General features: G+C 47.7%; 29 protein-coding genes. 21 read left to right on the forward strand and 8 right to left on the reverse strand.

Annotation, left to right across the window (positions count from 1 at the left end; genetic code table 11):
- Positions 1-6: 6 nt before the first annotated feature.
- Both AC1S5B_RS00995 and AC1S5B_RS01000 read right to left on the reverse strand, forming a co-directional pair.
- Positions 7-861, reverse strand: a complete 855-nt coding sequence (locus AC1S5B_RS00995) for an MFS transporter (protein ID WP_482033859.1) — start codon at positions 859-861, stop codon at positions 7-9.
- Positions 862-944: 83 nt separating this feature from the next.
- Positions 945-1961 carry a zinc-dependent alcohol dehydrogenase family protein gene (locus AC1S5B_RS01000; protein WP_482036588.1) on the reverse strand — a complete coding sequence of 339 codons (1017 nt, stop codon included), beginning with the start codon at positions 1959-1961 and terminating at the stop codon, positions 945-947.
- A 144-nt stretch (positions 1962-2105) separates the two neighbouring features.
- Here AC1S5B_RS01000 and AC1S5B_RS01005 point away from each other — a divergent pair, with 144 nt between their 5' ends.
- The 9 genes from AC1S5B_RS01005 to AC1S5B_RS01045 all read left to right on the forward strand — a co-directional run bounded on the left by AC1S5B_RS01005 (position 2106) and on the right by AC1S5B_RS01045 (position 7325).
- Positions 2106-2363, forward strand: coding sequence for a winged helix-turn-helix transcriptional regulator (locus AC1S5B_RS01005; RefSeq protein WP_482033860.1), 258 nt, complete (start codon positions 2106-2108; stop codon positions 2361-2363).
- Positions 2344-2514 (forward strand): winged helix-turn-helix transcriptional regulator, encoded by a 171-nt coding sequence (locus tag AC1S5B_RS01010; RefSeq protein WP_482033861.1) that lies wholly within the window; start codon positions 2344-2346, stop codon positions 2512-2514. Before AC1S5B_RS01005 ends, AC1S5B_RS01010 begins: the two co-directional genes overlap by 20 nt.
- A complete protein-coding gene (locus AC1S5B_RS01015) occupies positions 2511-3416 on the forward strand; it encodes a glycine betaine ABC transporter substrate-binding protein (protein ID WP_482033862.1) in 906 nt (301 codons plus the stop codon). The genes AC1S5B_RS01010 and AC1S5B_RS01015 overlap by 4 nt, the downstream gene beginning before the upstream one ends.
- A gap of 289 nt (positions 3417-3705) precedes the next feature.
- Positions 3706-4695, forward strand: coding sequence for a PDDEXK family nuclease (locus AC1S5B_RS01020; RefSeq protein ID WP_482033863.1), 990 nt, complete (start codon positions 3706-3708; stop codon positions 4693-4695).
- Between the two features lie 171 nt (positions 4696-4866).
- A complete protein-coding gene (locus tag AC1S5B_RS01025) occupies positions 4867-5235 on the forward strand; it encodes a transposase (protein ID WP_482033864.1) in 369 nt (122 codons plus the stop codon).
- 151 nt (positions 5236-5386) lie between these two features.
- Positions 5387-5680: a transposase gene (locus AC1S5B_RS01030; protein ID WP_482033865.1), complete on the forward strand. Its 294-nt coding sequence runs from the start codon at positions 5387-5389 to the stop codon at positions 5678-5680.
- An 81-nt stretch (positions 5681-5761) separates the two neighbouring features.
- Positions 5762-6235: a type II toxin-antitoxin system VapC family toxin gene (locus AC1S5B_RS01035; protein ID WP_482033866.1), complete on the forward strand. Its 474-nt coding sequence runs from the start codon at positions 5762-5764 to the stop codon at positions 6233-6235.
- A 546-nt stretch (positions 6236-6781) separates the two neighbouring features.
- Positions 6782-7129 carry a PIN domain-containing protein gene (locus AC1S5B_RS01040; protein WP_482033867.1) on the forward strand — a complete coding sequence of 116 codons (348 nt, stop codon included), beginning with the start codon at positions 6782-6784 and terminating at the stop codon, positions 7127-7129.
- Positions 7110-7325, forward strand: a complete 216-nt coding sequence (locus AC1S5B_RS01045; RefSeq protein ID WP_482033868.1) for a hypothetical protein — start codon at positions 7110-7112, stop codon at positions 7323-7325. The genes AC1S5B_RS01040 and AC1S5B_RS01045 overlap by 20 nt, the downstream gene beginning before the upstream one ends.
- Here the strand turns inward: AC1S5B_RS01045 and AC1S5B_RS01050 are convergent, their stop codons facing one another.
- Positions 7326-7481 carry a hypothetical protein gene (locus AC1S5B_RS01050; RefSeq protein WP_482033869.1) on the reverse strand — a complete coding sequence of 52 codons (156 nt, stop codon included), beginning with the start codon at positions 7479-7481 and terminating at the stop codon, positions 7326-7328.
- 13 nt (positions 7482-7494) lie between these two features.
- On the opposite strand from AC1S5B_RS01050, the gene AC1S5B_RS01055 reads away from it, so the two are divergent.
- The 6 genes from AC1S5B_RS01055 (at position 7495) to AC1S5B_RS01080 (ending at position 11100) form a co-directional block, all read left to right on the forward strand.
- Positions 7495-7749 carry a hypothetical protein gene (locus AC1S5B_RS01055; protein ID WP_482033870.1) on the forward strand — a complete coding sequence of 85 codons (255 nt, stop codon included), beginning with the start codon at positions 7495-7497 and terminating at the stop codon, positions 7747-7749.
- Positions 7746-8081, forward strand: coding sequence for a type II toxin-antitoxin system RelE/ParE family toxin (locus AC1S5B_RS01060; protein ID WP_482033871.1), 336 nt, complete (start codon positions 7746-7748; stop codon positions 8079-8081). The genes AC1S5B_RS01055 and AC1S5B_RS01060 overlap by 4 nt, the downstream gene beginning before the upstream one ends.
- Before the next feature lie 224 nt (positions 8082-8305).
- Positions 8306-8656, forward strand: a complete 351-nt coding sequence (locus AC1S5B_RS01065; RefSeq protein WP_482033872.1) for a hypothetical protein — start codon at positions 8306-8308, stop codon at positions 8654-8656.
- Between the two features lie 8 nt (positions 8657-8664).
- The gene (locus tag AC1S5B_RS01070) at positions 8665-9066 is read left to right on the forward strand and encodes an HNH endonuclease (RefSeq protein WP_482033873.1); all 402 of its coding nucleotides are present in this window, start codon (positions 8665-8667) and stop codon (positions 9064-9066) included.
- Positions 9067-9661: 595 nt separating this feature from the next.
- The gene (locus AC1S5B_RS01075; RefSeq protein WP_482036589.1) at positions 9662-10678 is read left to right on the forward strand and encodes a sodium-dependent bicarbonate transport family permease; all 1017 of its coding nucleotides are present in this window, start codon (positions 9662-9664) and stop codon (positions 10676-10678) included.
- 89 nt (positions 10679-10767) lie between these two features.
- The gene (locus AC1S5B_RS01080) at positions 10768-11100 is read left to right on the forward strand and encodes a P-II family nitrogen regulator (protein ID WP_482033874.1); all 333 of its coding nucleotides are present in this window, start codon (positions 10768-10770) and stop codon (positions 11098-11100) included.
- A gap of 408 nt (positions 11101-11508) precedes the next feature.
- On the opposite strand, the gene AC1S5B_RS01085 is transcribed toward AC1S5B_RS01080, so the two are convergent.
- From AC1S5B_RS01085 to AC1S5B_RS01095, 3 genes are all read right to left on the reverse strand, one after another.
- Positions 11509-12729, reverse strand: a complete 1221-nt coding sequence (locus AC1S5B_RS01085; protein ID WP_482033875.1) for a BaiN/RdsA family NAD(P)/FAD-dependent oxidoreductase — start codon at positions 12727-12729, stop codon at positions 11509-11511.
- Between the two features lie 12 nt (positions 12730-12741).
- Positions 12742-13650, reverse strand: coding sequence for a hypothetical protein (locus AC1S5B_RS01090; RefSeq protein WP_482033876.1), 909 nt, complete (start codon positions 13648-13650; stop codon positions 12742-12744).
- Positions 13651-13809: 159 nt separating this feature from the next.
- On the reverse strand, positions 13810-14457 hold the full coding sequence (locus AC1S5B_RS01095; protein WP_482033877.1) for a class I SAM-dependent methyltransferase: 648 nt from the start codon (positions 14455-14457) through the stop codon (positions 13810-13812).
- Positions 14458-14752: 295 nt separating this feature from the next.
- Between AC1S5B_RS01095 and AC1S5B_RS01100 the strand changes: the two genes are divergently transcribed.
- From AC1S5B_RS01100 to AC1S5B_RS01115, 4 genes are all read left to right on the forward strand, one after another.
- Positions 14753-16051, forward strand: coding sequence for a glucose-1-phosphate adenylyltransferase (locus AC1S5B_RS01100; protein WP_482033878.1), 1299 nt, complete (start codon positions 14753-14755; stop codon positions 16049-16051).
- 92 nt (positions 16052-16143) lie between these two features.
- Positions 16144-16623, forward strand: a complete 480-nt coding sequence (locus tag AC1S5B_RS01105; protein WP_482033879.1) for a hypothetical protein — start codon at positions 16144-16146, stop codon at positions 16621-16623.
- Positions 16624-16631: 8 nt separating this feature from the next.
- The gene (locus AC1S5B_RS01110; protein WP_482033880.1) at positions 16632-16940 is read left to right on the forward strand and encodes an MGMT family protein; all 309 of its coding nucleotides are present in this window, start codon (positions 16632-16634) and stop codon (positions 16938-16940) included.
- Positions 16941-17038: 98 nt separating this feature from the next.
- Positions 17039-17524, forward strand: a complete 486-nt coding sequence (locus AC1S5B_RS01115; RefSeq protein ID WP_482033881.1) for a universal stress protein — start codon at positions 17039-17041, stop codon at positions 17522-17524.
- A gap of 94 nt (positions 17525-17618) precedes the next feature.
- Here the strand turns inward: AC1S5B_RS01115 and rnc are convergent, their stop codons facing one another.
- Both rnc and AC1S5B_RS01125 read right to left on the reverse strand, forming a co-directional pair.
- The gene (gene rnc, locus AC1S5B_RS01120; protein ID WP_482033882.1) at positions 17619-18311 is read right to left on the reverse strand and encodes a ribonuclease III; all 693 of its coding nucleotides are present in this window, start codon (positions 18309-18311) and stop codon (positions 17619-17621) included.
- Positions 18312-20321: a protein kinase domain-containing protein gene (locus AC1S5B_RS01125; RefSeq protein WP_482033883.1), complete on the reverse strand. Its 2010-nt coding sequence runs from the start codon at positions 20319-20321 to the stop codon at positions 18312-18314.
- A 225-nt stretch (positions 20322-20546) separates the two neighbouring features.
- Between AC1S5B_RS01125 and AC1S5B_RS01130 the strand changes: the two genes are divergently transcribed.
- Positions 20547-20873 carry a hypothetical protein gene (locus AC1S5B_RS01130; RefSeq protein ID WP_482033884.1) on the forward strand — a complete coding sequence of 109 codons (327 nt, stop codon included), beginning with the start codon at positions 20547-20549 and terminating at the stop codon, positions 20871-20873.
- Between the two features lie 46 nt (positions 20874-20919).
- On the forward strand, positions 20920-21321 hold the full coding sequence (gene mscL / locus AC1S5B_RS01135) for a large conductance mechanosensitive channel protein MscL (protein WP_482033885.1): 402 nt from the start codon (positions 20920-20922) through the stop codon (positions 21319-21321).
- The last annotated feature ends 47 nt before the right edge of the window (positions 21322-21368 follow it).

The raw sequence follows: 21368 nt of genomic DNA on the forward strand, positions 1-21368 counted from the left end.
GATGAACTAGCCCTGCACGCCGATATAGCACCAGGTAAATAGGCTGGCGGTGCTTGATAGCGATGCGTTGGGATTGGCTCCCATGGCGGGAATAAAATTGGTGAAATAAAGCGGCACTGTGGTCGTGACGAGCGCTACATAGGTGGTGAACAGCAGGTTCGCCAGAATGAACGTGAGCAAAGCTTTGTCTTGCAATGCGACCAAAAAACCTTGGGTCGGGGTATGGGGGGTAGTCGTGACCTGTCGGGTTTCTGCGATCGCGGTTTGTACCAAGATTAAAAACAGCAGAAAAATTAGCCCACAGCCCAAAAACAGTAGTTCGTGACGTTGATTGGCGATCGTCAACAGTACGCCGCCGCCCAATACACCAATCCCCACGCCCACATTTTCCGCCACGCTCATGATGGCAAACGCCTGATGCCGCTCTTCTGGCAGCGTCACATCCATCACTGCTGCATCTGCCGCCGTCCAGTAAAAGCCCACGCTTAGCCCCAGCAGCAAACTTGCCACAATCAACATCGGTAGGGTTTGGGTGACTGCCAGCACCAACGACACGAAAACACCCAGTCCGGCAGAAATAGACAGCGTGGTTTTGCGCCCAAATCGAGGCGAATCTGCCAACGCGCCGCCCAGCAGGTGTCCGGCAACGCCAGCTAGAGAGCTAATGCCGACGCTCAACCCGACGGAGGTGGCAGACAGCCCCACCTGATTGACGAACACGAGGGGAATGTAGAAGTAAATCAAGCCGGAAGCGACTTGGCACAGCGATCGCCCCGCAGCTTGAATCCAAATTTGCCGATTATCAAGCTGGAGCGCTGTTAGGAAGGATGCTGATGCGGTTGGTGGAGTGTCTAGGGACATGAAGTATACAGATGCGATCCGCACCCAACGTTAAAAATAGGAAACCCGTTCAGCTTAACGCAGGCATTGATCCGCACAGTGGACTAGCCAATTTGAATCACGACTTTACCAAAGTGGGAGCCACTTTCAAGGTAGGCATAGGCATCTTTCGCCGCATGAAAGGGGAAGGTGCGATCAATCACAGGATGCAGTCTTGCTTGAGCGATCGCCCGATTCATGTCCTCAAAAATATCGCGGGAGCCGACATAAATCCCCTGGACTTGCACCTGTTTATGCAAAATTGATGCGGTGCTGATATCCCCCGCCAAGCCCGTCAACACGCCGATTAGCTCAATCTTGCCGCCATAGCGCACCGCCCGTAAGGACTTGGCAAACGTGCCTGCGCCGCCCACTTCCACCACATGATCAACCCCGCGCCCTTGGGTCAGTTCCCACACCTGCTCTTCCCAGTTGGGCGTAGTGGCATAGTTAATCCCCACATCGGCACCTAGTTTTTTAGCACGTTCCAGTTTCTGATCGCTGCTGCTGGTGATGATCACCCGTGCGCCCATGAGCTTGGCAAACTGAAGCGCAAAGATTGATACGCCCCCTGTTCCTAACAGCAATACGGTGTCTCCCGCTTTCAGGTGCCCCTGGGTGATCAAGGCATTCCAAGCAGTGACAGCGGCACAGGGCAAAGCTGCGGCTTCTTCGTAGGATAAGTGATCAGGAATTTTGACTAGACCTGCTTGATCAAAAACCTTGTATTCTGCCAGCACTCCGTCGATCGCGCCCCCCAACGCAGACTGGGCTTTTTCGGCAGTCAATTCTCCGGCGATGAACTGCTGCATGAAGATACCCGCGACGCGATCGCCCACCTGCACCCGCGTTACGCCCTCACCCACGGCAACCACTTCACCCGCCCCATCCGACAAGGGCGCGATCGGCTCCGTTTGTTTAGCTCCATAGGTTCCCTTTGCCACCAGCAAATCGCGATAGTTCAACGAGGCGGCGTGCATTTTCACCAACACTTGATTGGCGTTTGGCGTGGGGTCAGGACGCTCCACTACCGTCAAGGCATCCAATCCCGGTTGGTCATTGCGGAGTTCGTAGGCTTTCATCAACACTTACCTCAGATTACGTTACCTACTGATTTTGGATGCTTGGTTTGAAGTTGCCAAGTATGTACATTTTTGTTAGATACTATTCAATCTGTAGCATACTTACAAAAAGTATCCTGTTAAAGTCCACACTGCTCAAAAACAATGGTTAAACGATCTTCTGAGAGTCGCTATGGCTGTGCGGTGGAAGCCACGCTAGACGTGATTGGCGGACGCTGGAAGGGAGTGATTTTATTTCATCTACTCGCGGGAACCCAGCGCTTCAATCAACTGCATCGCCTGATTGACGGCTGCACCCAACGAATGCTGACGCTGCAACTGCGGGAATCTGGAGCAGGATGGCGTAGTCGATCGCAAGGTTTACGCCGAAGTGCCGCCCAAGGTGGAATACTCACTCACTGAGTTTGGTCGCAGTTTAGAACCAATTTTGCTGTTGATGCGAGAATGGGGTGAACAATACACGGCTCAATTGGCGCAGAAACCAATCCAGGATGCGTTATCGATTGATCCGTTATCGATCTCCGTTGAACCTCCCGTTGAGAAAGTCTTGTGAAGCGATATCCTGTGATTTTTGTGATCGTGTTGGTGGTGTTGATGGGGGCGATCGCAGCTTGTCAGCCCAACCTCAGCAATAGCGGTGGTGGCGATATCATCGTTGCCTCTAAAGACTTCACTGAACAGGATGTGTTGGGTGAACTGTTGGCGCAGCAGATTGAAAATAAGGCAGGGCTGAAGGTCGATCGCAAATCTCGCCTGGGTGGTTCTTATGTATGCCATCAGGCGATCATTAACGGCAAAATTGATGCCTATGTGGAATACACCGGAACTGCCGCCACCGTCAGCAAACTGTTTGAAAATCAGCCGATTCCCTCGGAACCCAAAGCGCTGTTTCAGCAGCTAAAAGACGGCTATGCCCAAAAATTTAATCTGACCGTGATGCCCGGTCTTGGCTTTGAAAACACCTTCGCCATCATCATTCGCGGCGACGATGCCAAACGAGATGACATTCAAACCCTGTCCCAAGCGGCACAATTTACCCCGCAATGGCGCGGCGGCTTCGGCTACGAATTTTCTGAACGGCAGGATGGTCTGGCAGGCTTATCCAAAACCTATAACTTTCAGTTTGCCAACCCCCCGCAAATCATGGATCTAGGGCTAATCTATCGGGCACTGATCCAAAAACAGGTAGACCTCGTGGCAGGCAACTCCACCGATGGGCAAATTGCCCGACTGGGCTTGGTGGTGCTGAAGGACGACAAACGCTACTTTCCACCCTACGAAGCCGTGCCGATAGTGCGCGAAGCCACTCTACAAAAATATCCCAAACTCCGCACTGCCCTAGCAGAACTCAGCGGACTCGTCACCGCCGCCGAAATGCAGCGAATGAATTACGAAGTCGAAGGCGAATTCCGCGATGTAAAACAAGTCGTCAAAGAGTTTTTGGCATCCAAATAATGATGCAGTTTTGAAGGATTTTGATTGTAAATAATAGCCAGAAATGCTTTACCTATTAATCTATTTCTGAGCATTATCCAGGATCTTTCTACCCATTTACTCACTTTTAAGTGTTATTCAAAAACCGTCTACCCACGTTACCCAATTTGGGATTTTATCCAGAAACTTCAGTCTAATAATAGTTAGGTGGCTCAGATCTGGGTTGGGCAGTAGCCCATGTAAACTGTGTTGGCGTTAAGATGATCAAGTCTTAGATCTGATTGCCAAATGAATATATAAGTTGGTTGTTATGGATGAATCACAGCGCAATCGAATAACCGCAATCATCAAAAACCGTAATCACCAATACCTAAGCTCTTTAACAAGTTTAGATTATTACCCAAAATTTCAACAAAGGTTTACTAATTTAACTCGTAAAACTCGATCTCTAACACGTAAAGACTATGGCTCCGCAAACTCCATATCAGAAGTTTCGCGTTTAGGTCGGCTCATAGCAGGATTCATGGAGGATATGAGGCAGAAGAAAGCACCTGTCTTTGATTTCCTTGAATACAAGAGTGTGCTTAATGAATATCTGATCAATTACTTGGAAGCTAAGCGAAAAAGTAATTATGATGGTCGATGTGCTTCCTATGGAGAAACATTATTCGTCCTGTATCTAGATTTGTTCATTACTGCGACTATCAATGAGATAGATAGAGAACTACAAGTTAATCCGCCATTTCTTATTAATCCTAAAACTTCAGCAATTCTGGAAATAGATGTCTTCTTTGAAATCTTTAAACTAGCTTTTGAATTTCAAGGAGAACATCATTATACTGATTCAAAAACTCAAGAAAAAGATTTATTCAAGCTAACTGAATGCCGAAATAAGGGGATTGTCTTAATTCCTGTAAATATCTCACAATTGAACAGCAAGATACTTCAGGCTCTTATTATTAACTCAGTTAAAGATTTCTTGGGAATTCATGATCTCTTTACGTCAAAGAAAGACGCATTCAAGCCAACAACCGCCCTTAAACCAAAGCAATTGCTGAACTTTTGCAAAATTACTGACAGGTTATACACTTCTACCGTTATATTTGATGCTTCTGCTGCGTGGCTTGACAGTAAAGCTGAAAAATATATAAGCAATATTCAGTTCAGAAGCCCAATATCAAGTACAGCACCTGCGCCCAGACAAATCCCACCAATGGGAGATTTTGATATTGTTACTCTATACAGAGGATTGAAAGATATTGCAGTTTTTCGTAAAACGTTTCGCAAAGCTACAAGATAATTTGTATGAGAAGGGATCGCGGATTTGAAAATGCGAGCCGCAGGATAGAATGGGCTGGATTTGCCTCACGCGATCGCCCTAAGAGAGTGTTTGTAAATAAACATTGCGAAAGTATTTACGAAATCTAGTTAAAAAGCGTACTAAGAAGCCAGAGTTGAGTGAGGTTGAGAGATGGGAGCACTTAAAACCTACAGCAGTGATTTAACCGATGCCGAGTGGCACAGAATTGAGCCTTTATTACCCACAGAAAAACCCGTAGGACGCTTGCGGGAAGTGGATTTACGGCAGGTGTTAGATGCCATTTTCTACCGGGTTGAAAATGGAGTGAAGTGGCGCAACCTACCGGCTGATTTTCCAGCTTGGCAAACGGTGTATGGCTACTTTCGCTTGTGGGTGCGTTTGGGGATATGGGAATCGATTAATCAGGCTTTAGTCAAACAGGTACGATGCTCAGTCGGACGAGCAGAAGCACCCCGTTTGGGCATCATTGATAGCCAGTCAGTCAGATTGGGAGAAAAAGGGGGGAGCACATTGGTGTAGATGGCTTCAAAAAGATCAAAGGTCGAAAGCGAACGATTGTTGTTGATGTCTTAGGACTGGTGCTCAAGTGTCATGTGGGAGCGGCGAATCAAGCGGATGTGAAAGCGGGGCTCCATGGGTATTATTTAGGGCAATAGACACGTATGGGCGATTGGCTAAGGTTCTAGCAGACCAGGGCTATCGAGGAGACCTAGAAGTTGATTTAGCCCAGGTCTATGAGGTTGACTTTGAGATTGTGGAGCATCAGGGAAAAGGATTCTCAGTCCAACCAAAGCGCTGGATTGTGGAACGAACTTGGGCGTGGTTAGAAAATTGTCGAGGATTAACCCGCGACTACGAACGATTGCCAGAGAACCATGAGGGGTTGGTGTATGTTGCCATGATTCGGTTGATGCTGCGACGACTAGACAATAATCGCAGAAGGTGGAAGAAAGAAACTCCTTAACACTCTTTTACAAACATCCTCTAAAGACCCGTTGCAAACGCGATCTCCGTACACAATTAAAGCTGACTCAAGACATCCGCTATGACTGAAACTGTTTACATTGAAACCAGTATCGTCGGCTACTTGTCTGCTAGATCCAGCAATAATCTGATTTTGATGGCAAATGTGGAAGCAACGCGGCAATGGTGGGATAGTCGCCGTTTTCAGTTTGCACTTTACATTTCGCAAGTGGTTTTGGATGAGGTGGCACGAGGGGATAGCGCTATCGCCGCTCAGCGGATTGAAATCCTGCGTGACTTTCCCTTACTTGAAGTTGATCAAGCAGTGCAAAATCTGGCAGCACAATTTCTGAGTCAGAGTAATCTTCCACCCAAAGCCTCTGATGACGCACTCCATATCGCAGTTGCAACTGTTTACGGCTTGGACTATCTGCTAACGTGGAATTGTAAGCATATTGCGAATGCTCAAATTCAAAAAAAGTTAGCTCAAATTAGCCTCAACGCCGGATATGAACTGCCAACAATTTGTACACCCTATGAGCTAATGGGAGAGTAAAAATGTGGAGAGATGAAATCCTCGAAGAAATTCACAAAATTCGAGAAGAACACGCTAAAGCTTTCAACTATAACTTACAAGCAATCTGTGATGATCTACGACAAAGACAAGCTGAAAGCGGCAGATCAATGATTTCAAGCCCTTTGAAACAACCTCGTCAACGCCAACAGTCCAACAATTTGAAGCAGCCAACTGTTTAAGTCGTCACTTTACAGGTTTATTGATGAGGACAATAGCAGATATGAGGGAAGCTGTGATCGCCCCAGAGGTTCATTACTGACTGCGATCGTGGGTTGGAATGCGATCGCCCCAAAGACTCATTGATGATTGAGATCGCGGATTTGAAAATGCGATCGCTCCAGAAATTCATTGATGACTGCGATCGCGGGTTGGAAATGCGAGCCGCAGGATAGAATGGGCTGGATTTGCCTCACGCGATCGCATGATAAGAATTTATCTAGATACCAGTGCCTACAACCGCCCATTTGACGATCAAACCCAACCCAAATATTCCTCGAATCACAAGCTGTTGTCATTATCTTAGAAATGATTGAAACAGGAATGGTCGAACTGGCAAGTTCTTCAGCGTTGGAGTATGAAAATAGTCGAAATCCTTACCCTATCAAGCAGCAAGCCATGAGCCGTTCACTTCAAATGGCTGAGTTAAGGCAAGTAGTAAATGAAGCCATTCAACAAAGAGCCGAGCAATTAGAACAGAATGGACTAAAGTCACTGGATGCCTTACATATTGCCTGTGCTGAAGCAGTCAATAGCGATTGGTTCATTACCTGTGACAAACGGCTGATCAATCGATGTTCAGGGTTGACAATGAAAGTGATAAATCCAGTCAATTTTGTCTTGGAGATGAGCAGCAATGATTCAAGTGAAGAATGAGCAACAAGTCTTACAGGAAGGACTACAGGTTCTTTTAGCCAACATGGAACCATCCAAAGTTGCTCGGTTTTGGGCAGCTTGTAATGTTGGAAGTGGCGATTACTTGCAACTTAAGGATGAGCTTTTTGGGCAAGAATCAGTGAAAAGTTTATCTGCCAAAATTTTGGAGTTTCAGGAATCGAAGCCCAAAGCTTGATCACTCTAACGGGGTGGATACTGTTAGGTTTTTGATTTTATGGCAAAGGTGAGCGATCGCGGGTTGAGAATGCGATCGCATATAAATACACACTTCTGAATTTAGGGCTGGTTTAACTGTTGTTAATGGATTGCTAGAATAGTGACTTGCTGCCAAAGGATATATTCCGATGTCGATTGTTGTGACTCTTAGCCCAGAATTAGAAGCCATACTGCGGGATAAAGCTGCTCAGAAAGGTCAAGATGTCAGTCTTGTCGCATCAGAATTGCTTGCTAACATTCTAGAGTGGGAAGAACAAGATTTAGTAGAGTCTGTTCAAGGGATTCAAAAGGGGCTAGATGATTTTAAGGTAGGTCGGTTTCAGTCCTTCCAGGAGTTTGCCGAAGAACAACGCTGCAAGTACAATCTGTCAGCAGATGAATGAAGTACCGCATCGAAATTTCAAGCGTGGCAGAGTCTGAAGCAGACAGCGCATTTCTCCGGTTATCCCAAACCACGTCTCCCACTAAGGCACGTCAATGGTATTCAGGGTTGCTTCAAGCAATTGAATCTCTATCTCAAATGCCGAAACGCTGCCCACTCGTACGAGAGGATGAGTATTTTAGCCAAGAGATTCGGCAGTTACTCTACGGCAGAGGACGTAGTTCATACCGAATTCTTTTCACTATTTTGGAAGAGCAGGAAGCGTCCACAATTCGCATTTTGCACATTCGCCATGGTACGCAACAAACCCTTGGTCAAGACCCAAAAACCTAATAACCCTATGGGAATATTAGCGAAATTCGCTGATAGATTGGGACACTGTGCCAGGTGCGCTGTGAGATCGCTTCAGAGGTTCATTGAAGACTGCGATCTCGCCTGGAAATGCGATCGCCCCAGATTATTGATAACTGCAATCTCGCTTGAAAATGTGATCGCTGAAATCTTGGGTAGAGTTGCCTAGAGCTATAATCTGAAGCAAATGATCTCAGGCTAAAAGCATGACTACAGTAGCGATCTTGCCCATCTCTGATGCTAGTGGTGAGAAATTCTATCGAGCGATCGCGGGAGATAAATACTCTGTTGGTAAAACGGCGGGGCAAGCTTTAGATGCATTAACCATCCAGCTTGGTGAGATTGAATTTAGCGCGCTACTGGTTATTCAAAGTTTCCGCCCAGACTCCTTTTTCAGCGCCGAGCAACAAGAACAGTTATCAGAGTTGATGAATTTATGGCGGGTAGCCAGAGATCAGGGGCAGGAATTGCCACCAGAACAACAAGCAGAGCTAGATAGGTTAGTTGAAGCTGAATTGAGAGCGGCAACAGCCCGCACTGCCGCATTGATGCAGTAAGGAAATTCATGAATCCTGATTATCCTGCGATCGCGGAACGAGCTAACCATCGTTGTGAATACTGCCAAGCTCCTGAAATGATTTTCAATTTTCCGTTTGAAGTGGCACATATTGTCCCAGTCTCACGGCAAGGTGGAAATGATGAAGCGAATCTAGCTCTTGCCTGTCGCTCCTGCAACCTCCGTAAAGGAAATCGTGTCAGCGGCACGATACCTGATTACAACACTGAGGTTCGATTCTTTCATCCAAGAGAAGATCAGTGGGGTAAGCATTTTCAGGCGAGTATTGAATCTGGCAAGATTACAGGTACGACCTCGATTGGAAAGGTCACTGTGAAATATTTAGAGATGAACAGTTCTACTCAGGTAACAGCACGACAATTATGGATTTGTTTAGGTTTGTTTCCGTAATTATTGCGTTTTTGGTTAGGGAGATCGCGGGTTGAAAATGCGATCTCTCCAGAAATTCATTGATGACTGAGATGGCGGGTGAAAATGCGATCGCTTGGATCACGAATTCAAAATACTCACCGCTGAGCGAGTTGCGTCATTGACTAGCTATAACTTCATTTTAGAAGCTTTATTTCATGCAGCCCTATAGAGAATTGGTATTAGTTTTTTAGGATTGCAACTTAAATGACGATTAGCTTATGAGAGTTTCCCGAAATAACAGAAGAGAAACTTATTGCTTAAATTTTATGTTGCGCCTCAAATCATATCAAGGAGCGCAAAAAACTGTATATTTTAGGATAAGCTTAAGCGCATAAAGATTCAGATACTCATAGACAAAATTCTATGCAAGGTGGTGTAGGACAACTATGCTTTCTCGCTCTACTCGCAGAGTGGCTAGCGTTGTACACCCTGTTGCTGGGTTTCCATGCAACACATGTTGCTCTGGAGGTGAAGTACTTCACCTTTGATCTTTAAAAATGCTCATCTATCACAATAATTAACTCCTCGTCAGAGGCAGAAGGAGGTTTTAGTGGATTTCTTGTCCAATTTCATGATGGACTTCGTTAAGCAATTGCAGTCCCCAACACTCAGCTTTTTGATTGGCGGGATGGTGATTGCCGCTCTCGGCAGCCAATTGGTGATTCCAGAGGCGATTTGTCAGATCATCGTCTTTATGCTGCTTACCAAAATCGGTCTAACCGGTGGTATGGCGATCCGCAATTCCAATCTGACGGAGATGATTTTACCCGCAGCGTTTTCTGTAATATCAGGCATTCTCATTGTATTCATCGCGCGCTATACACTAGCCAAACTGCCGAAGGTCAGAACTGTGGATGCGATCGCGACCGGGGGGTTGTTTGGTGCTGTGAGTGGCTCTACGATGGCTGCCGCCCTGACGCTTCTAGAAGAACAAAAGATGCCATACGAGGCATGGGCTGGCGCGCTCTATCCCTTCATGGATATTCCAGCACTCGTAACTGCGATTGTAGTGGCAAACATTTATCTCAACAACAAGAAGCGTGGTGCAGCAGGCGAGTCTCTCGGCAAGCAGCAGAGTCCTGCGGATAGTCGGGTTAAGATCTGGCCGATCGTGAAGGAAAGCCTCCAAGGGCCGGCTCTATCGGCAATGTTGCTGGGCGTTGCGCTTGGACTGATCGCCCGACCGGAAAGTGTCTATGAAAGCTTCTTCGATCCCCTTTTCCGCGGATTGCTCTCGATCTTGATGCTGGTCATGGGTATGGAGGCCTGGTCAAGGGTTAACGAACTACGCAAGGTTGCCCAGTGGTACGTTGTGTATAGTGTCGTGGCACCGATAGTACATGGATTCATCGCCTTCGGTTTTGGCATGATTGCCCACTACGCTACAGGATTCAGCCTAGGCGGGGTGGTGATTCTGGCGGTCATCGCTGCGTCCAGTTCAGACATCTCAGGTCCACCCACGTTACGAGCCGGTATCCCATCGGCTAATCCCTCTGCCTACATTGGTGCCTCCACAGCCATCGGTACGCCAATTGCGATCGGCATAGCAATACCGCTCTTCCTCGGAATTGCCCAGACGCTCGGCGGCTAATTTCAAACGGGTTGCAGTCTGCCCGATCAAAGGATTGCTAACAGGCTAAGTAAACTGACATACATTTGTTACATGAGGAGGTAGCCACTATGGCTAAGCCAGCTAAAAAGCTCGTTATCGTCACGGAAAAGATTCTGTTGAAAAAGATCGCCAAAATCATCGAGGAAGCCGGGGCGACCGGTTATACAGTGGTGGACACTGGCGGTAAAGGCAGCCGCAATGTGCGATCGTCGGGACAACCCAACGTTTCTGACACCCAGGCGAATGTAAAGTTTGAGGTGCTCACCGAAAATCGAGATATGGCTGAGAATATTGCGGATCAGATCGCAGTGAAGTTTTTCATCGATTATGCGGGCATTGCCTATATCTGCGACGCTGAGGTACTGTACGCTCACACTTTTTGCGGTCCAGACGGCTGTTGAATCGAGACGACTCAGACCTAAAAAGCTGGGACATGCCCCCCAGTCTTTGGTTGACCGTATTTCTTGCCTGCATGACGTTAACATCAGCGAAGCAGGCATTGGTTCACTCACACATATATATGCGCGGCGGTTGAATGGAAACGACCTAGATCTTGACATAGCCGCCGCGACAGAAACACAGAAAAATGGTAGCCTTGCTTGCTATCGTGCGAATCCGAGTGGATGAAGGGAATACCATCGCGTTAACATACACGTTGCGTCTAATCCCAATTTGAAATTGAAACGTGACAGATAGCTTTCTAAAAACGGTAATCCCTCTGTATTTTAGAACTCAAGACTCACACTGGTATCAGTAGCCCCCTCAACATAGTCCAAGCTTGAACTACTGCTAATCAAATCGTGTAGAACTCATTCCCCTATTGCTTGACCTGCTAACCAGCCCGTTGTCCAAGCACTTTGGAAGTTGAAGCCCCCCGTCACGCCGTCAATATCTAAGATTTCGCCTGCAAGGTAAAGTCCGGGACATTGGCGACTTTCCATGGTTTTGAAATCTACTTGATTCAGCTTAATGCCACCACAGGTGACAAATTCTTCTTTGAATATGCCTTTACCGCTGATGGTGTACTGTCCTTGGGTCAGTTCTTGGATCAGTTGATTTAGGGTTTTGTTTGATACATCTGCCCAGCGAGTTTCATCTTGATCAATGCCAACAGTAGCGATTAATCGTTCCCATAGACGACGTGGAATAGGCACTGGGCAACTGGTGGCAACGAGTCGGCGGGCAAGTTGAGATCGCACTGCCATCATTTGTTCGCGGATGACCTCTGGGTTCATTTGAGGCAGTAAATTAATCCGCAGGGTGGCGTGATATTGCTGCTCGTGTAGCGCTCTTGCTCCCCAAGCAGACAGTTTTAGCACAGCAGGACCGCTCAAACCCCAATGGGTGATTAACAGCGCTCCCGTTTGCTTGAGTGAGGTTTTATCGTCTAGTTGAAGCTGAAGTTGAGCAGAGGATACCGATACTCCCGCCAAATCATCGAACCGCGAGTCTTTGACATTAAATGTAAACAGGGACGGAACAGGTGGCTCGATCGCGTGTCCCAATGATTGGGCGATCGCGTAGCCTTGTGGGCTGCTTCCGGTTGCCAGCAGAAGGCGATCGCTGTATATCAGTTCTTCTGACTTTAGCTGAATCTCAAATCCGTTTTTATGACGGCTCACCTGCTGCACTTGCGCACCCGTGTGAATGACTACACCCGCCTTCTTTGCCGCCCACATCAAGCAGTCTACAATCGTGCCAGAATCGTCCGTGGTTGGAAACATCCGTCCATCGGCTTCGGTTTTGAGTTCCACGTCTTGCTGTTGAAACCACTCCACCGTGTCTTTTGCCTGAAATCGACTAAAAGCTCCCCGCAGCGCTTTGCCGCCACGAGGATAGTTTTGCACCAGTAATGCCGGATCAAAGCAGGCATGGGTAACATTGCAGCGCCCTCCACCCGACACTCGCACTTTGGATAAGGGCTGACGAGCAGCTTCCAGCAAGGTAACCTGCGTGTGAGGATGGGCTTGGGCACAGGTGATCGCGCCAAAAAAGCCTGCCGCGCCTCCGCCAATAACCACAACATTCATGAGAAAACCACTTTAAACAAATTCGCTATCCACCAAAAAGCCATAGCACGAAGCCACCAAAGAATCTTCACGACCATTCATCAAACATTCTCGCCGCCCACAGTCTAAACAGTCTGCCTGCATGGGCAACACCAAATCCATCGCTGGATATAGGCTGACACCTTGATGAATAAACGCTTGGGCTTCTAGATCAGAAATTGTATTGCAAATCAGAATCGCCTGTTTGCTACCCAACGCTGAGCGCTGTTGGTTCAATTGTTGCAGCGTTTCTCCAAACCCTTGTTCTTCATCCCGAATCGCTACCAGCACCTGTTGAGAAAGGCTGGTGAAACAGGTGGGCTTTTCACTTTCAAAAAAATCTTTATATTGTAGGGTCAGCGTGCCATCTGGGTAATGCAAGGTGCGAAGGCAGCGCAAAAAAGGGATGGTGAAACGCTCCTCTGCATCCAAGGCAACCCACCACGATTTATGCCAAGCATAATGGGGCAAGCGTAGGATTTCTTGAATGTGGGGCGGTGAAAAGCCAACGTTTGCCAGCAGCGAGATCGCCGGAGCCAAGGGCAAACGCTGAGCGATCGTCTGCATATCAGATTCGTGCTGAGTCAGCCTTGCTACTTCCTTGCTGTCACTTGTCCAAGCGCTGGTGCTATGGTCTAACTGGAGCTGCGTCTGTGCCAGCCGACAATGAATCGCTTCAAAGTGTAAAATCCCGTCTGCCGCCACGCGATCGCCCATGGGAACTCCAACCTCGCTGACAATCATGCCGAGCCGCTCCGGTTGAATGATTGCAGGGAGGCATTGAGTCAACAGAGCTTTGAGCAAATTCAAATCGGCGATCGCCAGCGCCATCTGAATCTGGTCTCGCCCACTGACCGACCTCACTTGCTGATTAATCGGATGAAATAGCGGATTATTCGGCATTGCAGGAGACCTCCTACCAGCACTGGGCAATCAATTGAAAAATTCTAACTTGCTTAATATATTGACAAAGTATCCCAATCATCATTCCAGACCTAACAGCATTCTCGCAATTCCGCTTGATTCTCTTAAGATTGCTCAGTTGAAAGCAAAGCTCTAAGTTTAATCATCACGGTAAGCCACGATCGCATAAAAAGGATCACCACCCGACATTCCTAGCCACTGCAACATCGCCGGAGCTTGCGATTGCCGCGCAATCACTTCTGGCTTGCTAAATCCTGGCACTGCTTCAAAATAGCGCTTCACCAGCGCCACTCGGCTTGCCTCAGAACCCTCTCGCCATGCTGCGATCGCCTTTTGGTAGAACATCCGGTTCGAGAAGCTAATAATTGCGATGCCACCCGGTTTCAAAACTCGATGAATTTCAGAAAAAATGGCTTCAGGATATTGAACATACTGCACTGACACTGTGTTCAAAACCGCATCAAAAGATTGATCTTCTAAGGGCAACTTCGGATCTTGATTCAAATTCTGGACAAAATAGTGATTGAGCCGCTGGTTGCGCGCTAACTCCTCACCATTGAGTCCATGCCCTTCCACATGGGCAAATTCCATGTCTGGCAAGTGAGACACCCAACTGCTCATCATGTCAAAAACTCGCGTGTTGGGCTTGAGGCGATCGCGATATAAATCAGTCAGTTGTTGAATAAAGCCATCATCCACATGGGTGACGAATCGGGGGGAGTCATAAAACTCGGTGTCGTCGGTGTCATCCAGTTTCGTGCGTTGATTGGGGTTAAGCAGAACCATAGGGCAAAGAGTGATTACAGAACATGATTACAGAACAACTATGAACTTATGTTAACAATTTGCTGGTCTGTAAGGACTTAAAGCCAGAAAGTAAGTGCGCGTCTCTCATTTAGCGAGTTCTAACGCACGTTTAGATAGAGTATTTCAGCTTGAAATGCCCAATTGTGAGGGCGATCGCGTGATCTAGCCATAAAAACTTTTCAGTTGATTCTTGTATTATCTAGCCCTTGCCAAGGAAGCCATACCGCATCACACTAGTGGTGAGAGAACGGCAGAGGCAGAGGGAGGTTATTTGGTGAAGCGAGTACTGGCAATTATTTTGGGTGGCGGCGCAGGAACCCGTCTCTATCCACTCACTAAAATGCGGGCAAAACCAGCCGTGCCACTAGCCGGCAAATATCGACTGATCGATATTCCGGTAAGCAACTGCATTAACTCCGAAATTTATAAGATTTACGTTCTAACCCAGTTCAACTCCGCATCTCTCAATCGTCATTTATCTCGCTCTTATACATTTTCTGGCTTTAATGACGGGTTTGTTGAAGTCCTAGCAGCGCAACAAACCCCTGAAAACGCCAATTGGTTTCAAGGAACAGCCGATGCGGTGCGGCAATATCTTTCTCTTTTTGAAGAGTGTAATGTTGATGAGTTCTTAATTCTATCCGGCGACCATTTATACCGGATGGACTACAGCAAGTTTGTGCAGCGCCATCAGGAAACCAACGCCGATATCACCATTTCAGTCGTGCCCATGGATGAACGTCGTGCGTCTGACTTTGGGTTGATGAAAGTTGATAGCGCTGGGCGCGTAATCGATTTTAGCGAAAAGCCTAAAGGCGATGCGTTGACTGAAATGCGGGTCGATACGAGTGCCTTAGGACTGAATCCCGAAGATGCGAAGCAAAATCCCTACATCGCCTCAATGGGAATTTATGTTTTCAAAAAAGAAATCTTAATTAAAGTCCTTAAAGAATCCCTAGAGCGAACCGATTTTGGGAAAGAAGTGATTCCTGATGCGGCGGCGAAGCATAACGTTCAGGCGTACTTATTTAACGGATATTGGGAAGACATTGGAACGATTGAATCATTTTATGACGCAAACATGGCGCTGACTCAGCAGCCCCTGCCGCCCTTCAGTTTCTACGATGAAAAAGCGCCAATCTATACTCGCCCTCGCTACCTGCCGCCGACGAAGCTGCTGGATTGCCACATCAAAGAATCATTGATTGCCGAAGGCTGCATTTTAAAAGAATGCTCGATCAATCATTCGGTGGTGGGGGTACGCACTCGGATTGAATCCGGTTGTTTGATTGAAGACACCATGATTATGGGTGCTGACTACTATCAACCGTTGGCAGAGCGTCAATCCGGTACAATGATCTACTCTGCGGCAGATGTGCCTTTAGGAATTGGCAAGGACACGATTATTCGGCGTGCCATTATTGATAAAAATGCTCGAATTGGAAGCAATGTGCGAATTGTCAACAAAGACAATGTGCAGGAAGCTGAGCGAGAAAATCTTGGTTTTTTCATCCGCAGCGGCATTGTGGTGGTGTTAAAAGGTGCCAGCATTCCAGATGACATGGTGATTTAGGAAAAGTGAAAAAACTGTCTCTTTGATGCCACGACAATAACTAGGACGCGCTACCTTGAAGAAGATAAGCTTAATCGCCTAGGAGAGTAGCAGTGTTGAGTCAGATGTGGGGCAAGGTTGGCAAACTGCTGGGTGGATTGAGCTTAGTGAGCGGCGGTACGGTTTCTGTCGGAATTTTGCTAGGGGTGGCGATCGCTCATCCAAGCGGCATTTTGCTGACTGTCCTATTGACCTTGCTCGTGTTTTTTGGCTTGGCTCCAATGGCAATCGGCGGTTTGCTGCTCTACAGCGGTTTTAAGGCAGAGCATTACGCCATTCGCGATCGCTTCTTCCAGGTGTTACGCCTCAGCCAAGGACGAATGACCGTGCTAGATTTTGCGGCGGCGGCTCGTTTAGAACCCCTACTTGCCCGTCGCCATTTAGATAGTTGGGCAAAAGAGTTTGATGCCAACTTTGATGTGAGTGATGAGGGCGATGTCTATTATGTGTTTCCGCCGCAACTGACTGCCCTACCCGAAAGCCGTTTTCAAGCCGTTGGTCAGGCGGTACGCGAAGTTTTGCGATCGCTGTAGAGAAATGAATGGCAGCTTACGAAACAATTTATGCGATCGTCCGGCAAATTCCTGCTGGGCAAGTGGCAACCTATGGACAGGTCGCAGATTTAGCCAATATGCCCGGAAGAGCGCGGCTAGTTGGCTATGCTCTGTTTCGGGTTGCACCAGATTCTGATATTCCCTGGCATCGAGTGATCAACGCAAAAGGTGAGATTTCAGAATCGCCAGAGCGCTTTGGATCGGATTATTTACAGCGATCGCTGTTAGAAGCAGAAGGCATTCAATTTACACCGCAAGGCAAAATCAGCCTGCGAGATTACCGCTGGCTTGGTTAGACTCTGCCAGTTTAGAGAACTTAATGTGTTGTTAGTCTTCAGCATTTATTGTTTAGATTATCAGCAATAAAATTTAGGTTTTTATCAAGAGAATTCTTATGTTTAAACGCATCATCGTTGCAATTACACCCGTTAAAGACAACGATCATATTTTGGAAGAGGCGATCGCCTTGGCAAGGCTCACAGATGGCGAACTGATGCTATTGCATGTTTTATCTCCTAGCGATGACGGCTATCCTGCGCCCATCTATCCCAGCATTGGCAGTATTTATGAAGGTGCATTAAGAGAAGACGCTATTAAAACCTATGCCCAGCAATGGGAGTCTTATGAGCGAGACAACTTTGATTTCATTAAAGCCTTAACGGCTCAGGCAGCCAATGCTGGGGTGAAAGCTGAATTTACTCAAGCCCCAGGCGATGCAGGAAATATGATTTGCAAACTCGCTGAAACCTGGAATGCCGACCTGATTATGCTAGGTCGCCGTGGACACTCTGGGTTGAAAGAATTATTTCTCGGCAGCGTCAGTAATTATGTCTTGCATCACGCACCTTGCTCTGTCTTGACCATTCAGGGCGCAAGTTAAGGGCAGGCAGAAGCTTTGGCGTTCTGGCGATCGAGCAAGAAATCGAGAATTGGGAAAGCAAGAAAAGACCTTACTTTTTTCTTGCTTCCCCGATTCACAAAATCCCTAATTTCTTTAATGCCTCTTTTGCAGCATTTTTTTCTGCCTCTTGCTTTTTGTGCCCTATTCCTCGCCCGTAGACGTTGCTGCTAATGTGAACTTCCACCTCAAATTCCTTAGCATGATCCGGTCCCAATGCTGAAATAGTGATGTACTGGGGATTTTCGCCCTTACGGACCTGCGCCCACTCTTGAAGTCGGCTTTTGAAATTGACAGTTGAGGCATTCGTCTCTAGGCGATCGCACACCGACTCAAAAAAAGGCTGCACAAACTGCCGCACGGGTTCCACATCAGAATCGCAGTCTAGGAAATAAGCGCCCACCACCGCCTCAAAAGTGCTGCTGAGCAAATTAGGATTAGTGCGTCCTCCGTCTCGATCTGCACCTTTCCCTAGCCGAATCCGTCCGCCCAAATTTAACTCCCTGGCAAATTTTGCCAACTGCACCTCGTCTACCAGCAGCGATCGCATCGGGGTTAGCGCTCCTTCTGGCTTTTCACGATAGCGCTGAAACAAAAACTCCCCACTCAAAAAGTTCAGCACCGCATCCCCCAAAAACTCCAGCCGCTCATTATCTTCTAATCCTGAATTTTCATTCGCATAGGATGTATGCGTCAATGCCTGTTGAAACAGAGCGGAATTTTTGAACTTTGGTAGTTCTGGCGATCGTTCTGGCTCCGTGTGTCTCACCTATCTCACCTGCCACACTTTTACAGTATTGTCTGAACTGCCACTGGCGATCCGATAGCCATTAGGACTGATGCTCACGGCATTCACGCCACTAATGTGGTCGCCGAGGGTTGCCTTCAAGTCGCCTGTTTCCACGTTCCATAGTCGGATAGTAGTGTCGCTGCTGCCGCTGACTAAGGTTTTGCCATCGGTGCTGAGGGCGATCGCGTTGACTGAATCGGTGTGTCCGCTGAGGGTGCGAATCACTTCACCTGTGGCGAGGTTCCAAATTTTGATAGTTTTATCTTTACTGCCGCTAATGAGAGTTTTGCTGTTGGGGGCGATCGCGATCGCATTCACCGCCCCAAAGTGGTTTCTGGGTAGCGTTTGGATTAGATTCCCTGTTTTGAGGCTCCATAGCTTGATTTGGTTATCCAATCCACCGCTAGCCAACAGTTGGCTATCGGGACTCACCGCCACCGCTCGAATCATCCCTGCCGTATTAGAAAAAACTCGGAGGGCTTCCCCCGTTGCCAGTTGCCAAATCCGGGCTGTCCGGTCTTCGCCACCACTGGCAAGCAGGTGACCCACGCCATAAAACGCCACTGACTTCACATCATCAGAGTGTCCCGTTAAGGTGTGAAGCAAACTGCCATTGGTCAAGTTCCACAGCTTAATCGTATGATCATCGCTGCCACTCGCCAACATGCGGCTATCGGGACTGATGGATAAACAGTTGACGGCTTTAGTATGTGCTTTCAAGGTTTGCATCAAACTGCCCGTTTCCAAATTCCAGACCCGAATCGCATCATCTAATCCACCGCTGATGACCGATTGACTATCTGGACTGATGCACACTGCCATCACCCAGCGAGAATGCCCAGTCAAGGTATATAAACAGCGATTTCCTTGACCGCTAGAGGGGGGAGTTGACATGCGCCCTGCCGATACGCTGGGTTTGGAGATGGCAGCACCGCCAGATTGACTGCGAGATTGCCCAGAGCGCGCGCCAGGACTGGAGGCTGGAGAAGGCGGGGTGCTGCGAGGCTGAGAAGGCGGCGGCGAAGAGGCTGGCTGGCGTGTTTGGGAGACAGACGCACTAGCGGAAGTGGGCGCTGAGCCTGCTGCTGGACGGGACAATGCCGATCGCAAATCTCGCATGACCGCATCAGCAGATGGATAGCGTTCGCTAACTAAATCTTTCAGCATTTTGTCGAGAATTTGAGCGATCGCATTACTGATGCTGCCGCCTTGCTGATACAGGCGATCGCGCCACAGCCAACGTCCCTCCATCGGGTCATACAAATCATCGGGTTTAACATGAGTCATCAAAAAAATGCAGGTTGCCGCCAAGCTATAAATATCACTAGCGGGATAGGCTTTTCCGCCGCGCAATTGTTCCATCGGCGCATAGCCCTCGGTTCCAATCCGTGTTCCTGGTTGCCCGGTGGCTTCTGCCGACAGCAGTTTTGCCACGCCAAAATCAATCAGCACCAGTTTGTTGTCGCTTGCCCGCCGAATGATGTTAGACGGCGTAATGTCGCGGTGGATGACGTGATGATCATGCACAAACTTGAGCAATGGCAGTAAGCCCACCAACACCTCCCGAATTCGCCGTTCGCCAAAATGTCCATATTGTATGGTTTCTTGCAGCAAGGTTTGTCCTTCAACGAACTGCTGTACCAGATAAAGCCGCTGCTCATGCTCAAAATAGGCAAGCAGGTTTGGAATTTGGGGATGCTCGCCCAGTTCGTTGAGCCGCTCTGCTTCCTGCTGAAAGAGTTGCACGGCTTTATCCAGCGACTTTGTGCCTTTCACTTGGGGCGAAAATTGTTTGATGACGCACTGAGCGTTGAGGCGATCGCTATCCAGCGCCAAATAAGTTCTGCCAAAGCCTCCTTGCCCAATCGGACGCATAACCCGATAGCGACCTCGCAATATGGGAATTAGCTTGGCACCACAACTCAGACAAAATTCAACATCAGTAGCATTTTGCGGCTGCTGGCATTCAGGATTTAAGCAACAGGTCATACACAGACATCCAGGACATATCTATCATTTTCGCCTGTTCCCAAGATTTACAGCGATTTTTAGAGAAAGAAGGCAAAAAAGGGATTGAAGTAAAAAGATTCACGGACATTTTGTCTGTATCAAAATGCTTTCATCGCTAGCAATTAAAGTGACCTCTAGCTTAAGATTTTCTCAATACTTCTGATTGCCAAGACAATGCTAAAGAATCTGCTTCTGTTGATAAGTATGGCTTTTTTGGTAACGGTTCCCGCATCCTATTCTCAAGATGCCACTTATGGCTATAGGTCGCAGGGAAAACTTTTGAACAAGAGCTACGAAGGTTGTATGAAAATTGCCAAGCAAGCAGTCAGCTTAGTATCTGAAGCTAAACCTCAAGCCGATGATCGCACCTACTACGGTTGGGCGAGTGGTAATAATGTCTCTATTCAAGTTTCGTGCTTGCAGATTGATCAGAATCGTTCAGTTGCTCTTATATTTACAGTTTACGTAGGTCGCGGGCTTTCAGTAGGAAATAAAATTTTCAGCAAAGTGTACAGCTTTTTTGAAGAATAAATGTGATTACGCAAGTTTGTTTGCAGTGTGCAAGGAGTTAATGATTATGACAAGACGAGCAAGAACGAGTGCAACGGGTTTCCTGAGAGACTTTCAAGAGTTTATTTTGCGCGGCAATGTGATTGAGTTGGCAGTTGCCGTAATCGTCGGGGGTGCCTTTGGCAAAATTGTAGATGCGTTTGTCACTTGGCTCATGTCTGTTGCGTTGAAACCAGTCCTAGAAGCGGCAAATGTCAATCAACTGAAGGATCTCCCCTTTGGGTTGGGCGATTTAGCGATCGCGATCGTCAATTTCGTAATCATTGCTTTTGTCGTCTTTTTGATCATTCGCGCACTCGAAAAGTTTATGCGAAAGCAAGACGCAGACACTCCCCCTGACCCGATGCTGGAATCTCAGGAGCGTCTGACAGCGGCGATCGATCGTTTAACTGACACCATGCAGCGTTAGGCACCTTGCAAACAAAAGGCACCTGCTAGCAGGTGCCTTTTGTTTAA

The sequence above is a fragment of the Leptolyngbya sp. CALU 1928 genome (assembly GCF_056784215.1).